Raw genomic sequence first — 15,677 nt, 5'->3', positions numbered from 1 at the left:
TGCCCGTTTATCGCCGCATTCAGAGGATAGCTGAATAGTCTGTCGGGATGCGTGCGAACGGTGCAAAACCCGTTTGGTAAACGATTCCTTTACGGTGGGCCGGGTACGACACCTTATGACATTGGGCGCCCTATTGAAGATGGAATGCGGAAAACCGGATCAGGTTCCTGTCTCCCGGCAAGGACGGCGTCTGGGGACGCATCTTGCCCTGCAGGCCGGCCTGGTCGCTGGCGTCCTGACCATGCCCTTTGCCTCGCTGTCGGCCACCGAAACCACAGCTTTATCCGAACAGACGGCGGTCACGCCGAAGGATGCTGTCGATCCCAAAGTGGAAGAGGCCCAGGCCCGCAAGCAGAAGCGCGAGGAAGAGCTTGCCTCGCTGACGCAGGATATCAATGTCTCCACGGATCGTCAGAGCGCGATCGAAAAGGAAATCCGCTCCATCGACCGCGACCGGGAAACGCTCAATTCCAAGATCCTGTCGTCGGCCGACAACATCAAGATACTGGAGACCGAGATCTCCGATACCGAGCGGCGGCTGCGCAAGCTCGGCGAGAACGAGGATGCGGTCCGCGCCTCGCTTGCTGGCCGGCGCGATGTGCTGGCGGAAGTGCTGGCCGCCCTGCAACGGATCGGCCGCCGCCCGCCGCCCGCCCTGGCGGTCCGGCCGAGCGACGCGCTGGCCGCGGTCCGTAGCGCCATTCTGCTCAACGCGGTGATGCCGGAATTGCGGGTCGAGACGGAAGCGCTCGCCTCCGATCTGTCGGAACTCAGCCGGCTGAAGGAAGTGATCGCCAAGGAAAAGAAGACGCTTCTTGGCGACGCCATGCGGCTGGCGGAGGAAAAATCCCGCCTGGAACTGCTTTTGAGCGCAAAGCGCCAGGAACGCGACAGGAGCGAGCAGAAACTGGCGCAGGAGAAGCGCCGTTCGGAAGAACTGGCCGAGAAATCCAAATCTCTCAAGGAATTGATCGCACGGCTGGAGACCGAAATCGAAAGCGCGCGCGAGGCTTCGGAAAAATCGCGCCAGGCGTCCGCCTCCGCAAAACCGGGACCGGACGGACGCTGGGACCCCTTCACCGATCCGGGCCGGTTGTCTCCGGCATTGCCCTTCATCGAGGCGAAAGGCCAGTTGCCGTGGCCGGTTGCGGGCGAGATGATCAGGGATTTCGGCCAGGAGGACGAGTTCGGCAGCACGACCGAGGGCCAGTCGATCACGACCCGGCCGGGGTCGCGGGTCACCGCTCCGGCGGACGGCTGGGTGGTCTATGCCGGGACGTTTCGGTCCTTCGGACAGCTCTTGATCCTGAACACCGGCGACGGCTACCATGTGCTTCTGGCCGGCATGGACAGAATCGATGCGGATCTCGGGCAGTTCGTTCTCGCCGGAGAACCGGTGGGTGTTATGGGGACAACCAAGTTGGCGAGTGCGGCAACCTTGGGTCTGGGCTCGACCCAGCCCGTTCTGTATGTTGAATTTAGAAAAGACGGACGTGCAATCGATCCCACCCCGTGGTGGGCCGGCACCGAAGAAGAAAAGGCACGCGGATGATTCGGAAATCTTCTCTGCTGCTCGTTGGCGCCCTGATGGGGGCGGCGGCGATCACGACACTGTCTCAACTCCCCATCCGTGTCTCCGACACGGCGAATGCGGCGGCATCGGACACCTACCGCCAGCTCAATCTCTTCGGCGATGTCTTTGAGCGGGTCCGGTCTGACTATGTCGAGGTCCCGGACGACGCGCAGCTCATCGAGAGCGCTATCAACGGCATGTTGACCTCTCTGGATCCGCACTCCAGCTACATGTCGCCGAAGAGCTTCCGTGACATGCAGGTCCAGACCCGCGGTGAATTCGGCGGTCTCGGCATCGAGGTCACCATGGAAGACGGCCTGGTCAAGGTGGTCTCTCCGATTGATGACACCCCGGCAGCCAAGGCCGGCATCCTGGCCGGCGACCTGATCACGCAGATCGATGGCGAGCAGGTCCAGGGCCTCACCCTGAACGAGGCGGTCGAGAAGATGCGCGGCCCGGTGAATACCGATATCGTCGTGACTATCCGCCGCGAAGGCGCGGACGAGCCTTTCGATGTCACCATCACCCGCGACGTCATCCGCATCCGTTCGGTCCGCTGGCGGGAAGAGGACGATGTCGGCTACATCCGCATTACCCAGTTCAACGAACAGACCTCCGACGGCCTGAAGAGCGGTATCGATGAAATCACCAAGGACATCGGCGAAGACAAGCTGAAGGGCTACATCATCGATCTGCGGAACAATCCGGGCGGTCTTCTGGATCAGGCGATTGCCGTTTCCGATGCGTTCCTGGATCGTGGCGAGATCGTTTCCACCCGCGGCCGCAACGCCGACGAAACCCAGCGCTACAATGCCCGCGCCGGCGATCTGACCGGCGGTAAGCCGGTCATCGTGCTAGTGAACGGCGGCTCGGCTTCGGCTTCGGAAATCGTGGCTGGCGCGCTTCAGGATCACCGCCGGGCGACTATCCTCGGCACCCGGTCCTTCGGCAAGGGCTCGGTGCAGACGATCATTCCGCTCGGCGCCAACGGTGCGATCCGCCTGACCACGGCACGTTACTACACGCCGTCAGGCACCTCCATTCAGGCCAAGGGCATCACGCCGGACATCGAGGCGCTCCAGGTTCTGCCCGATGACATGAAGGGCCGGGCGACGACGAAAGGTGAGGCCGGTCTGCGCGGCCACCTGGAATCCGAAGACAAGGAAGGCAAGGAAGAATCCGGCAGCCAGGCCTATGTGCCGCCGGATGCCAAGGATGACGTTCAGCTGAAGCTGGCGCTGGATCTTCTGCGCGGCGTTCAGGTGAACGGGGCGTTCCCGCCGGCCGGCGACGGCTCGGCGCCGGTGCCGAACTAAGCAAACAGGCCGCGCCGGAGACCCCGGCGCGGTTTTCGTCTGATCCGACTGCCCGTTCGGGCGACACTTTGAAAACAGGACGCCATGGCGACCGACGATCTTACTGCCCCTTTAGGAATGGGGAAGCGCAGGCTTCTCCGCCTGCCATTCGGTTTGATCGGCGTCGGCATCTTGAGCGTTGTGTTTACCACCGCCCTGATCTGGATGGGGGTCGTCGATGACCCGTTCGGCGGCGAACCGACGGCGGTGATCCCTCTGGATGCCACGGTCGAGGGCCTGTCCTCAAAGGATATCGAGGTGGTCGAGATCCGTCCGGCGCTGGACGGTGAACTGGGGCCGAACCTGCGCCCGGAAGACAATCGCGAAAAACAGGGCCCCCGCTACGATCTGCAGATCGCGGAAGAGGGCGGCGGACGACCGGGCGGTTTGTCGGTCAAGCCGGATCCCCGCATCAGCGAACGGTCCGGCTATGGCTTCCTGCCGAAGATCGGATCCGACGGCGTCCGTCCGCTGGATTCTTATGCCCGGCCGTTTTCGACCGAATTCACCTCGATCCCGAAAATCGCCATCATCATCCAGGGACTGGGCCTGAGCGAAACGGGAACCGACAATGCCATCGACAGCCTTCCGGCCGATGTGACCTTCGCCATGGCGCCTTACGGCACGGATCTGGACCGGTGGATGCAGAAGGCGCGGGCAAGGGGGCACGAGCTGCTGCTGCAGCTGCCGCTCGAACCGTTTGATTTTCCCGATAACGACCCGGGTCCCCACACCCTTCTCGTCAGCTTGCGGCCGGACGAAATGCTGGACCGGCTTGCCTGGCTGATGACCCGGGTGACCAATTATGTCGGCACAATCAACGAAATGGGTGCCCGCTTCACCACGACCAAGCCGTCGATGCAGTTGCTCCTGGAGAAGCTGCGCGACCGGGGCCTGATGTTCGTTGACAACGGCGAATCCTCACGCAGCCTGTCCGCGGAGGTTTCATCGGAAGTGAAGGTGCCGTTCAGCTCGGTCGACGTGATCCTGGATGGCGTTCCCCGGGAAGACGAGATCAACGCGAACCTCCTCCGCCTCGAAGGCATTGCGCGGGCCCGGGGGGTTGCCGTTGCATCCGGCTCCGCCCTGCCGGTTACCGTCCGCCAGCTGGAGATCTGGTCGCGGGATCTCGAGGAACGCGGGCTTCAGCTCGTGCCGGTCAGCGCCACAATCGACAGATAAAGCGAAACGAGTTTCCTTCATGAGTGCCTCACCCCTCGGACCGGATTTTCCGCCCGCCCGCAACGACCTGCCCTATCGCCCGTGTGTGGGGATCATGCTCTTGAATGCGCAAGGCAAGGTGTGGATCGGCAAGCGGGACGACGGCAACGGCAAGTCGGAGTATGAATACGCCTGGCAGATGCCCCAGGGTGGCATCGACAAGGGGGAAACCCCACGTGCGGCGGCTCTAAGGGAACTCTACGAGGAAACCTCGGTCCGGTCTGTCCGCGTCCTGGCCGAGGCGCCGGTCTGGTTCACCTATGATTATCCTGAAGACGTTCAGCAGAACACGCGCAAGGGCAAGTTCGGAGGCCAGGCGCAGCGCTGGTTCGCGCTCCGCTTCGAAGGATCCGAAGACGAGATCGACGTTCTCAACCTGCCCGACGGCCACGATGTGGAGTTCTGCGACTGGCGCTGGGAGGAGGCTGCCCGGCTGCCGGATCTGATCGTTCCCTTCAAGCGCCAGGTGTATCAAGGCGTCGTGGATGCTTTTTCCGGTTTGACTGCTTGACTTTCTCCTGTCGGTGCAGTGCCTTGGAACCAAACGGCGCAGCACGTCAAAAATGACAGGGGAGAGAGATGGACCTCGGCAAGGGACTGACTGGTAAAAGAATCCTGATCACCGGGGCATCGAGCGGGCTTGGTGCGCATTTCGCGAAAGTGGCCGCCAGGCAGGGCGCCCATGTGGCGCTCGCCGCCCGCCGGACCGACCGGCTGCAACAGCTTGCCGGTGAACTGGTTGAAATGGGTGCCCAAAGTGCGAAGCCGTGCGAGCTTGACGTTAGCGACGGTGCGTCCATCCACCATTGCCGGGCACAGGCGGTCGAGGCCTTCGGCGGCCTGGATATCCTGGTCAACAATGCCGGCATCGCCCGCGAAGGGGCCGCCCTCGACCAGACCGCGGAAGATTTCGACGCTGTCATGGACGTCAACCTGCGTGGCGTCTGGCTGATGGCGATTTCCTGCGGCCGTCACTGGCGGGACAGCGGGCAACCCGGCGTAATCGTCAATATCGCTTCCATCCTCGGCCTGCGGGTCGGGTCGGGCGTCGCTTCTTATGCGGTTTCCAAGGCTGGGGTCGTGCAGATGACCAAGGCGCTGGCGCTCGAGTTCGCCCGTCATGATGTCAGGGTCAATGCGCTTGCGCCCGGCTATTTCGAAACGGAAATCAATGAAGGTTTCTTCGACACGCCGGCAGGAGAAAAGATGGTCGGCCGGGTACCCATGCGCCGGATCGGCGACCTGTCCGAACTCGACGGACCGTTCCTGCTTCTGGCGAGCGATGCCTCGCGCTACATGACCGGCGCGGTGATCCCGGTCGACGGCGGTCATCTGGTGTCGTCGCTCTGACTTGACTGGTTTTTCCCGCGCCGCGTTATTCAGGTAGACTGCTTGCACGGGCGCCTTTCCCCAGGCCCGGTGGAAATGGGCCATCGGCCAACCGGATCGAAACCGCGCTGTCTTCTTGCAAGGACAAAGGGTTATGGAGAAGCTGCCCCCTTTTGATCTGATCGACCTGCGGCTGCTTCTTGCGCTGGCCGAACACCGGCATTTCGCCCACGCGGCCCGGGCCTGCAATCTGTCCCAGCCGGCCCTGTCCGGACGGATCCGAAAACTCGAGACGGCGCTCGGCACGCCATTGGTTTTTCGCAGCAAGCGGTTCGAAGGCTTCACGCCGGAAGGCGAGCGGGCCCTTGGCTGGGCGAGGCTGATCCTCACCGACTGCAGCGGCTTCTTTCAGGATCTCAGCGGCGACGGCGAGGGGCCGCAGGGCACCCTGCGCATTGGCGTCGTCCCCTCGGCAACGCCGTTCGCGGGGCGGCTGTGCGGGGCTCTGGCAAGCCGCTTCCCGCATCTCAAACCCCAGGCCTTGTCGATGTCGTCCACGGCCATCGAAAAGGGCCTGCAGGCATTTACCATCGATGCGGGTATCACCTATCTGGCGCCTGACATGGAAAAGGCGTTTGGGGTCCTGCCGCTCTTTGGGGAGCAATATTGCCTGGTCGCCGATCCGATCCTTCTGAAAGGCGGTCGCAAGAACGAGAGCCTGTCCTGGCATGACGCGGCGGACCTGCCCCTTTGCCTGCTGACACCGGACATGCAGAACCGGCGGATCATCGACGAAACCTTCGCGGCGACGGGAAAACGGCCCGGGCCGCGCTTCGAGACCAACAGCTTCAACGCGATCCTGTCGCTCTTGAGGGAAGGGGCCTATGCCGCGGTGTTGCCGAAGGAACAGGCCGGCGTCGGCCACACGGAGGGTCTTGTCGTCCTGAACCTCGTCGAGCCGGAAGTTCGTTCCCTGGTTGGGCTGGTGGTGCCGCACCGTGAGCCGATGTTGCCGGTGACGGCTGCCCTGTGGAACCTGTCGAAATCACTCTACGGCAAGTTTGATAGCCCCAGCTGATCAAACAATCGAAAAATGCAATTTGCGTTGATTGAAGCTTCGGCGTTTTCTGGCCGGAACAACGTCAGTCAGGAACGCAATCATCATGACATTCGGCAAGGGGCTTTCCAGAAAGCCGTCCCAGCCAAAAGGCCGGCAGATCGAGGAAACCGCGCTTGAGGAGGTGCGGGGCCTGCTCGGTGACGAACCGCGCCGCCGCGATCTCCTGATCGAGCATCTGCACAAGATCCAGGATGCCTTCGGTTGCCTTCAGGCGAAACACCTGCGCGCCCTGGCCGAGGAAATGCGCCTCTCCCAGGCGGAGGTGTTCGAGGTCGCCAGCTTCTATCACCATTTCGATATCGTACGCGAAGGCGAGGCGGCTCCTGCGCCCCTGACCGTGCGCGTCTGCGACAGCATTGCCTGTTCCCTGAAAGGGGCCGACGCATTGGCGGCAGCGCTTCAGACCGGGCTCGACCCGGCGAAGGTCCGGGTCCAGAAAGTACCCTGCATCGGCCGCTGCGCCGCCGCCCCGGCCGTGCAGGTCGGCAAGCGGGCGGTGGATGGGGCAAGCGAACTCTCCGTCCGTGCCGCGATCTTCGAAGGCGAAACCGAACCGCAGATCCCGGACTACATCGGTCTGGACGCCTATCGCGCCGACGGCGGGTACAAGGTGCTTGAGCGGGTTCGCACCGGTGATCTCGATGTGGCCGGGATTGCCGATCATGCGCTGGAAGCGGGCCTGCGCGGCCTCGGTGGCGCCGGGTTCCCGACCGGCTCCAAGTGGAAGATCGTTCACGACCTGCCCGGCCCGAAATATCTGACGGTCAATGGCGACGAGGGCGAGCCGGGCACGTTCAAGGACCGCTTCCATCTGGAACGCGATCCGCACCGGATGCTGGAAGGGGCGCTGATCGCCGCCCACGCCATTGAGGCGGAGCGGATCTATCTCTACATGCGCGACGAGTATCCGGCTGTCCTGGAAATCCTGCGCCGGGAAATCGCAGCCCTGCGCGACGCGGGCATCATCACAACCATCGACATCGAACTGCGCCGCGGCGCCGGGGCCTATATCTGCGGCGAGGAAAGCGCGATGATCGAGTCGATCGAAGGCAAGCGTGGCCTGCCGCGCCACCGCCCGCCCTATATCGCCCAGGTCGGCCTGTTTAACCGTCCGACGCTCAATCACAATATCGAGACGCTCTACTGGATCCGCGACATCGTCGAAAAGGGACCGGAGTGGTTTGCCAGCCAGGGCCGGCGCGGCCACAAGGGCTTCCGCTCGTTCTCCGTTTCCGGAAGGGTGAAGGAACCGGGCGTGAAACTGGCGCCGGCCGGCATCACCATGAACGAGCTGATCGCCGAATTTTGCGGCGGCATGGAGGACGGCCATAGCTTCAAGGCCTATCTGCCGGGCGGGGCCTCCGGCGGCATCCTGCCGGCCACGCTCGCAGATGAACCGCTCGATTTCGGCACGTTGGAAAAGCACGGCTGTTTCATCGGCAGCCATGCCGTGGTCGTCTTTTCCGATCAAGACGACATGCGCGACGTGGCACTCAACCTGATGCGCTTCTTCAGGCACGAAAGCTGCGGCCAGTGCACGCCGTGCCGGTCCGGCACGGAAAAGATGGTCGCGCTGCTTCAGGAGAAGACCTGGGACACGGACAAGATCGCCGACCTGGACGCGGTCATGCGCACCGCCTCCATCTGCGGTCTGGGACAGGCGGCAGCCAATCCGGTCGCCTCGGTCCTGAAGTTCTTTGCCGAGGAGGATCGGGTATGACGAAGACGGTTACCTTTACCCTTGACGGACGCGAAGTCATCGCGGATGTGGGCGAAACCATCTGGCAGGTTGCCAAGCGCGAAGGCGTTGCCATCCCCCATCTGTGCCACAAGGATGCGCCCGGCTACCGCTCCGACGGCAACTGCCGCGCCTGCATGGTCGACATCGAGGGCGAGCGGACGCTGACCGCCTCCTGCGTCCGCGAACCTGCCGACGGCATGGTGGTCAAGACGGCTTCGGAACGGGCGGTCAAGGCCCGGGAGATGGTGTTCGAGCTGCTGGTCGCCGACCAGCCGCCACGGGAGAGCCATCCGGATCCGGAAAGCGATTTCTGGCACTGGTCGGAAACGGTCGGGGTGACCTCGAGCCGCTACGCGCCGGGCGAAAAGCCCGCCCAGGACATTTCCCATCCGGCGATTGCGGTCAATCTCGACGCCTGTATCGCCTGTAACCTGTGCGAACGGGCCTGCAGGGAGGTTCAGGTCAACGACGTGATCGGCATGGGCTGGCGCGGCCACCATGCGGCCCCGGTGTTCGACCTGGCCGACCCCATGGGCCTGTCCACCTGCGTCGCCTGCGGCGAGTGCGTCTCCGCCTGCCCGACCGGCGCGCTGTTCGAAAAGAGCCTGCTCGATGAGACGGCGAAGACACGGGCCGTCTATCCGGACGAGACCATCGACAGCGTCTGCCCCTTCTGCGGCGTCGGCTGCCTGACCTCCGTTTCGGTCAAGGACGGCCGGATCGTCAAGGTCGAGGGCCGCGACGGCCCGGCCAACGAGAACCGGCTCTGCGTGAAGGGCCGCTTCGGCTTCGATTATGTCTCCAGCCCCGAGCGCCTGACGAAACCGCTCATCCGCCGCGACGATGCTCCCAAGTACGGCGACATGGCGCTCTATCCGAAGGACTGGCGTGAGGTGTTCCGCGAGGCGACCTGGGATGAAGCGCTGGACCGGGCGGCTTCCGGCCTGAAGGCCAGCTTTGACGTAAAAGGCGGTGCCGGCATCGCCGGATTCGGCTCGGCCAAGGGCTCCAATGAGGAAGCCTATCTGTTCCAGAAGCTGATCCGCCAGGGCTTTGCCACCAACAACGTCGACCACTGCACCCGCCTCTGCCACGCCTCCTCCGTGGCCGCCCTGATGGAAGGCATCGGCTCCGGCGCGGTGACCGCGCCCTTCAACGCGGCGCTCGATGCGGATTGCATGATCGTGATCGGCGCCCGGCCGGAACAGAACCATCCGGTCGCCGCCACCTACATCAAGCAGGCGGCGAAGAACGGCGTGAAGCTGATCGTCATGGACCCGCGCCGCCAGGGCCTGATGCGTCACGCGGACTACGGTCTTGTGTTCAAGCCCGGCACCGACGTGGCGATGCTGAACGCCATCCTCAACGTGATCATCTCCGAAGAGCTTTACGACCGGCAGTATATCGCCGCCCACGTCGACGGCTTCGAGGCGCTGAAGGCGAAGATCGCGGAGTTCACGCCGGAAGCCATGGCGCCGGTCTGCGGCATCGACGCGGACACCCTGCGCGAGGTCGCAAGGCTTTACGCCACCTCGGCCAAGTCGATCATCTTCTGGGGCATGGGCGTTTCCCAGCACGTCCACGGCACGGACAATGTCCGCGCCCTGATCGCCATGGCGCTGACCACCGGCCAGATCGGCCGTCCGGGCACCGGCCTGCACCCCTTGCGCGGCCAGAACAACGTTCAGGGCGCCTCCGATGCCGGCCTGATCCCGATGCTCTTCCCCGATTACCGTTCGGTGGAAAATCCGGACATTCGTGCAGAGTTCGAGGATGCCTGGGGGCGGACGCTCGATCCGGTGCGCGGCCTGACCGTGGTCGAGATCATCGACGACATCCTCGCCGGCGGTATCGAGGCCATGTATATCCTGGGCGAGAACCCGGCCATGTCCGATCCGGATCAGGCCCATGCCCGCAAGGCGCTGGCCACCCTGAAGCATCTCGTCGTGCAGGACATCTTCCTGACCGAAACCGCCTGGCACGCGGACGTGGTCCTTCCGGCCTCGGCCCACGCGGAAAAGCTCGGCACCTACACCAACACCAATCGCCAGGTCCAGATCGGCCGCCCCTGCGTGCCCATGCCCGGAGAGGCAAGGGCGGACTGGGAACTGATCGTGGAGCTTGCCAACCGGCTCGGCCTCGGCTGGTCCTATGGCGGCGTGCCGGAAATCTACGAGGAAATGTGCTCGCACATGGCCTCGCTGGATCACATCTCCTGGGACCGGCTGGAGCGCGACGGCACGGTCACCTATCCGGCCGACGGCGACGACACACCGGGCAACGAGATCCTGTTCGGCCAGTCTTTCCCGACCGCCGACGGCCGCGGCCGGCTCGTTCCGACCGATCTCGTGCCGCCGGACGAACTGCCCGACGACGACTTCCCGCTGGTGCTGACCACCGGCCGCATGCTGGAACACTGGCATACCGGTGCCATGACCCGGCGGGCCACCGTGCTCGACGCCATCGAGCCGGAACCGGTCGTCTCCATGCATCCGAAGGATATCGGGCGCGCTGGGCTCGCGATTGGCCAGCAGGTCACGGTGGAAACCCGGCGCGGTGCGATCACCCTGACCCTGCGCGCTGACCGGGACGTGTCGTCTGGAATGCTGTTCATTCCCTTCTGCTACACGGAAGCCCCGGCCAACATGCTGACCAACCCGCAACTCGATCCCTTCGGCAAGATCCCGGAGTTCAAGTTCTGCGCGGCCCGGATCAGACCGGCGATGGCGGAAGCAGCCGAATAGGGCGGGTGGACGAGAGGCAGGCGGAACCGCTCCGCCTGCCGTCTGATCGTCAATGGGACGACGTCACCTGGACGTTCAAAAGCTCCGGCAGCACCTGCGGCGTGACCATGCTGCCGACGATCTGGGCGACCGGCACCGGTTTCTGCGGGGCCAGCACGACCCGAAGGATGCCCGGATTGGCGAGGAAGTCCGCCACCGCATCGCTGACCGTCTTGGCAAAGGCCGGTTGGACGACGGGTTGAAGAGTTGCCTCCGCGTGGGCCACCAGCGCTTCGGCCAAGGTCGCTTCCGGATAGCCGGCATCCTTAGCCACCCACTGAATCGCCTTCGTCGTCATCCCGGCATCGACAAAACGGATGTCGCCATTGATGAAGGACGCTGAGACAAGCGCGGTTTGCCACTGATTGAGGGGATCTTCGAATAACGTCTTCTGAACATTGGCGAGCCTCATCGTGGCTTCGGCGCGGCCAAGGCCCGGAACGTCGACCATCAGCTTTTCAAGCGTCAGCTCGAGCGTATCCTTGTCCCAGTGAAGCCTCGTTTCCTCGGTCCATATGATAGCTTCGAGACCGATGTCTTTCAGGAAAGTTTTGGTCTCTTCATCTTTCGGCGAAGCCGCCGTAATCGCAACATTGTTGATCCTGGAGAAAAGGCTGGTTGGTGTCGGAGCGGTTGAGGTGGAATGGATATGTTCTGCCTGCCGGACCGTGATCACGCATTGCCCGTCCAGGCCGATCTTGAGATCCTCCAAGGCAATTGAAATTGCTTGCGGCATGAATGCGCGTGCCAACTCCAATGGCTCCGGAATCGAGGCTGGGGTTTCGGCAAACAGGGAAGGCAGTATCGGCTTCAGATAGTCGAAATCGGCGAAGGTCACATTATGGATTTTCAACTGGCCGAGTTGGATATCCGTACCGTCGAGGAAATACGGACAGCTAATTCCGGAACTCAAAATTTCACCGATCCCGTCAGCACTTATGTCCGTGTAACGAAGGTCCTCGACCTTGCAAGTCATGTCCCGTATCGGAGCGATGTATATCGCCTGCCAGTCGGAATTTGTGGCACTTCCGATTCGGAACGAACGGATCAGTTGAGCGACATTGTCGATGAGTTCCTTCGTATCAGGGAGCCGCTTTGAAAAGGCTTGATCGAGAAGCGTCGCAAGATCGTTTTTTCTTTTGACGGCGCCGATATCGGAGACGGTTTCTTCCCCGATCGTCAAGTAGATGCGTTTTCCGAAAAGGAACGGATAGGAAGTCGTTATGTCCACAGCATTGGTTGAACCCAGGATCGCGATTTCATTCCCGGTTTCAGGAACGTCGGGATCTATCAGGGCGATAAGAGACGTGAGATTAAGCGCCTTCCAAACGGCTGTTCCTTCCTGCTCGCTTGTTGGGATCATGTCCCATTTTTCGCCATCCCGCGTAGCAGCAGTTTCCCGGCGGGAAAGCCACCCGGTTTGTCCGATGCGGCCGTCTTTCAGGTCTTCTATGTAGAAGCCGTTCATTTCATTGGTATCGGTCGTGACGATGGAGATGCGGTCACGGTCCTGCCGGTACACATGATAGGAAAGGGAAGCCTTGTCCGCGGTCCATTCTTGCACGGACATTCCCGCCAACGACTTCAGAAACGGGAGCCATCTGCCGGTGAACAGGTGTTCCGGGTCGGCCCTGGTCAGCGCCGGCAGAGGGCCTTTGAAGTCACGTGACGATATGTTTTCGAATGTGCCGTTCGTCCGGAGGCTGCCGACACCTTCGAGTTTGACGTCGAAGGTAAAGCTGGATGTGCCGGAAAACGCCATGGATTGCGCTACGACATCTCCGTTTTCTATGTGCAGGCCTTTGACGGTTTCCGTTCCGAAGGAGATGTCGGCGGAATAGGACAGTTCACGCGGTGTCGATGACGCAGGCGTTTCGGTATACGCCAGGAAGCCGGGCGTAATACTCCCGAGCGATCCGGAAAAACGGACGACCAGATTGGGAATTGTGAGCGTGTCCGTTGCCGCGTCAAAGGCCAGGGGGCCGTAGGATACTTTTGCGCCAAGGTCTTCGAGGCGCTGAACGATCACTTGAAAGGCATCCCCCGCCACGCTTTGGCCGCTCGCGGACCCGGCCGGGAGGAGAACACAGGCACAGGCCACCAGTGCCGCAACAGGGCGCAGGAGGTGCGATATCCCCGTATCAACCCGATCTTTCAGCCTGCTGGAACCTGAGAGTGATGAAACGGGCAAGCGGGAACTCTCTTTCGGGAAACGGGTCGCTCCGTCGTGTCAGACGGGCGTTGCGATCTGGAACGCGAGGGCGGCAGACGGAAGCGCTCCGCCTGCCGTTCGGTGGTCAGTGCGACGAGGTCACCTGGACATTCAGCAGCCCCGGCAGGACCTGCGGCGTGACCATGCTGCCGACGATCTGGGCGACCGGGACCGGCTTCACAGGTGCCAGGACGACCCGGAGTGTGCCGGGGTCGCCGAGGAAATCCGCCACCGCATCGGTCACCGTCTTGGTAAAGGCAGGATCGTTGACCGGCCGCAGCGCGGCTTCCGCCTGGGCCACAAGCGCCTGGGCAAAGGCTTCCTCGGGAACGCCGGCATCCTGCGCCATCTTCTGAACGGCTTTCGTTGTCACACCGGCATCGGCAAAGCTGATCTCGGCACCGACGAAGGCGGAGGAAACCAGTGCGATCTGCGCCTGGGTCTGCGGATCCTCAAACAGGGCCTTCGGCACATTGGCGAACTTCATGGTGGCTTCCGCGCGGCCGATCCCCTGAACGTCGATCATCAGCTTTTCCAGCGTCAGTTCGAGCGTATTTTCGTCCCAGTGAAGCCGCGTTTCGTCAGACCAGGTGACATTCGTCAGGCCGAGGCTTTTCAGGAACGCAATGGCTTGCGGATTATCCAGGCCATCCACGGGGATCGACGCATTCTCGGTCTTGGTGGAAATGTTCGTCGGGATCGGGGCGACGGTGGTCGAGAACGCCTGTTCGGCCTTGCCGATGGTGATTTCGCCTTCATCCGGCGCGACGACATGCAGGTTTTCCAGGCCGTAGGAGATCGACCGGGGCGTAAACACCCGGGCGATCCGCATCGGATCCGGTTTGGATTTGCCGGCCTCCTTGATGAGGGTCGGAATGAGATCGGTCATCGGGCCATAGGGCGCGAACTCGATATTGCCGAGGTGAGCCCGTCCGAGGCTGAAAGACCCGCCGTTGGGAAGAGAGGGTGCTTTCATGTCGGAGACGCGGATCTCGCCAATCTTGTCGGAGCTCATGTCGGCCAAACCGATCTCGCCTATCGAAAAGGTGACCGGCTGCCCCTGGCCTTCCATATCCGGCAGGGCGACCTCGATATCACGTATAGCGGCATCCGACATGCCAAAGGACCGGTAGGCCTGGAACGCGGCGGTAACGAACTCCTCAGTGGTCGGCTTCTTGCCGGAAAACAGGCCGTCAAGAAGGCCGAGGAAATCGAAGTTGCGCTTCGTGGCTGTCAAACCCGAGACATCGACACTGCGACAGTCATGTCATACGGCTGAGCCGGAGCTAAGTTCCGATGGATCTCGTAGTCTTGGGCATGCGCGGAGCTCATAAGCGGCATCGGATCTCCGGTTTCCGGAACACTTGGGTCGAGAAGCGCCAGGAAATTGCCGAGGTTGATGTCCTTATAGACCGTGAGGCCCTGACGGGAGATCTCTTTCCCGCGCTTTCGCCGGCGACCGTGACTTCAATGTCGTATGTAACGCCTTCGGTGGAATACTCGCCGATGACGCCATCTTTGAAATTGAGGGCACGGTACCCTGTCACCTTGATCGTATTGTTTCCTGTAATCGGGGTACTACCATGCCAGTGTGCAATGTGACCGAAACAATCCCGTTGATCTCATCCGTTTCGATGCTGTCATAGGAACCGCTTTAAGAAAGAAAGAACCGGCAGCCAACGGCTTGCCGGGTGTTGCGGATCCTCGGCGGGCAGCTCAGGCAGGACGATGGTATAATTGTTTGCCCGAACGCCGGTCATGGTGAGTTCGATTGGATGAGGCTTTCACCGTTAAGCGTCACATTGACCGATAAACCGGCGCCGTCAGGATAGCGCACGGTGTCCGCGTGAATGCCGTCGCCGGTTTGCGACAGGCCGGTAAAAGCCATGGCGGGACTGGACATCGCCAGCGAATACTCCAGATGCTGCTTACCGCTGTCCTCCGGGGATCCCGGTTCGGTCGTTCCGGTCTTTCTCGGAATGGCGAAGTCAGCGGAGCCGGAGAAGCTCATCCGGAAATTTGGAACGGTCACCGTATCGTAGCACTGTCGTATTGAATCGGGTCGCTGGTGACCTCGATGCCGAGCTTTTTCAGGCTGTCAGGATAAGCCTGGTACGCTTCTTCGGCTGCGCTTTGGGCGTAAGCGGATGTGGCCGGCAGGGCGAGGGCGACACCCATCCAAGCTGCTGCCGCGTAGCGGGAAACGTGCGTGCGGGGTTTCTGAGACCGGCCCGGCTGGCTGCCGGAAATCGAGGCTGAAGAGGAAAGCAAACGAAATCTCCCGTCAAGGATACTGAAAAAGCAACGGAGAGATTTAAGCGGTGTTCGTGACGGATTTGCAAT

12 protein-coding genes are annotated in these 15,677 nt (G+C 62.2%); 8 read left to right on the top strand and 4 right to left on the bottom strand.

What is annotated here, in order from left to right:
- Positions 1–115: 115 nt before the first annotated feature.
- The 8 genes from ABIN98_RS22575 to fdhF all read left to right on the top strand — a co-directional run bounded on the left by ABIN98_RS22575 (position 116) and on the right by fdhF (position 11,083).
- Complete coding sequence (locus ABIN98_RS22575; RefSeq protein ID WP_346913362.1) at positions 116–1,552, top strand: murein hydrolase activator EnvC; 1,437 nt, start codon at positions 116–118, stop codon at positions 1,550–1,552.
- Positions 1,549–2,889, top strand: coding sequence for a S41 family peptidase (locus ABIN98_RS22570; protein WP_346913360.1), 1,341 nt, complete (start codon positions 1,549–1,551; stop codon positions 2,887–2,889). Before ABIN98_RS22575 ends, ABIN98_RS22570 begins: the two co-directional genes overlap by 4 nt.
- 180 nt (positions 2,890–3,069) lie before the next feature.
- Positions 3,070–4,110: a divergent polysaccharide deacetylase family protein gene (locus ABIN98_RS22565; protein WP_346913654.1), complete on the top strand. Its 1,041-nt coding sequence runs from the start codon at positions 3,070–3,072 to the stop codon at positions 4,108–4,110.
- Positions 4,111–4,129: 19 nt separating this feature from the next.
- Positions 4,130–4,660, top strand: a complete 531-nt coding sequence (locus tag ABIN98_RS22560; RefSeq protein ID WP_346913358.1) for an RNA pyrophosphohydrolase — start codon at positions 4,130–4,132, stop codon at positions 4,658–4,660.
- A 68-nt stretch (positions 4,661–4,728) separates the two neighbouring features.
- Positions 4,729–5,499 carry a glucose 1-dehydrogenase gene (locus ABIN98_RS22555; RefSeq protein WP_346913356.1) on the top strand — a complete coding sequence of 257 codons (771 nt, stop codon included), beginning with the start codon at positions 4,729–4,731 and terminating at the stop codon, positions 5,497–5,499.
- Positions 5,500–5,632: 133 nt separating this feature from the next.
- Positions 5,633–6,556, top strand: coding sequence for a LysR family transcriptional regulator (locus ABIN98_RS22550; protein WP_346913354.1), 924 nt, complete (start codon positions 5,633–5,635; stop codon positions 6,554–6,556).
- Positions 6,557–6,641: 85 nt separating this feature from the next.
- Complete coding sequence (locus ABIN98_RS22545; protein WP_346913352.1) at positions 6,642–8,318, top strand: NAD(P)H-dependent oxidoreductase subunit E; 1,677 nt, start codon at positions 6,642–6,644, stop codon at positions 8,316–8,318.
- Positions 8,315–11,083 carry a formate dehydrogenase subunit alpha gene (gene fdhF, locus ABIN98_RS22540; RefSeq protein WP_346913350.1) on the top strand — a complete coding sequence of 923 codons (2,769 nt, stop codon included), beginning with the start codon at positions 8,315–8,317 and terminating at the stop codon, positions 11,081–11,083. Before ABIN98_RS22545 ends, fdhF begins: the two co-directional genes overlap by 4 nt.
- A gap of 49 nt (positions 11,084–11,132) precedes the next feature.
- On the opposite strand, the gene ABIN98_RS22535 is transcribed toward fdhF, so the two are convergent.
- The 4 genes from ABIN98_RS22535 to ABIN98_RS22520 form a co-directional block, all read right to left on the bottom strand.
- A complete protein-coding gene (locus ABIN98_RS22535; RefSeq protein WP_394701590.1) occupies positions 11,133–12,644 on the bottom strand; it encodes a hypothetical protein in 1,512 nt (503 codons plus the stop codon).
- Positions 12,645–13,419: 775 nt separating this feature from the next.
- Positions 13,420–14,571, bottom strand: coding sequence for a hypothetical protein (locus ABIN98_RS22530; protein ID WP_346913346.1), 1,152 nt, complete (start codon positions 14,569–14,571; stop codon positions 13,420–13,422).
- Positions 14,572–15,090: 519 nt separating this feature from the next.
- Positions 15,091–15,345: a hypothetical protein gene (locus ABIN98_RS22525; protein WP_346913344.1), complete on the bottom strand. Its 255-nt coding sequence runs from the start codon at positions 15,343–15,345 to the stop codon at positions 15,091–15,093.
- Between the two features lie 17 nt (positions 15,346–15,362).
- Positions 15,363–15,677: hypothetical protein (locus tag ABIN98_RS22520; protein WP_346913342.1), on the bottom strand; the 315-nt coding region annotated here is incomplete at its 5' end.

Origin of the sequence: uncultured Roseibium sp. (genome assembly GCF_963675095.2) — a bacterium.
Classification (GTDB): Bacteria; Pseudomonadota; Alphaproteobacteria; order Rhizobiales; family Stappiaceae; genus Roseibium.
This window is presented reverse-complemented; position numbering and strand designations above follow the sequence as displayed.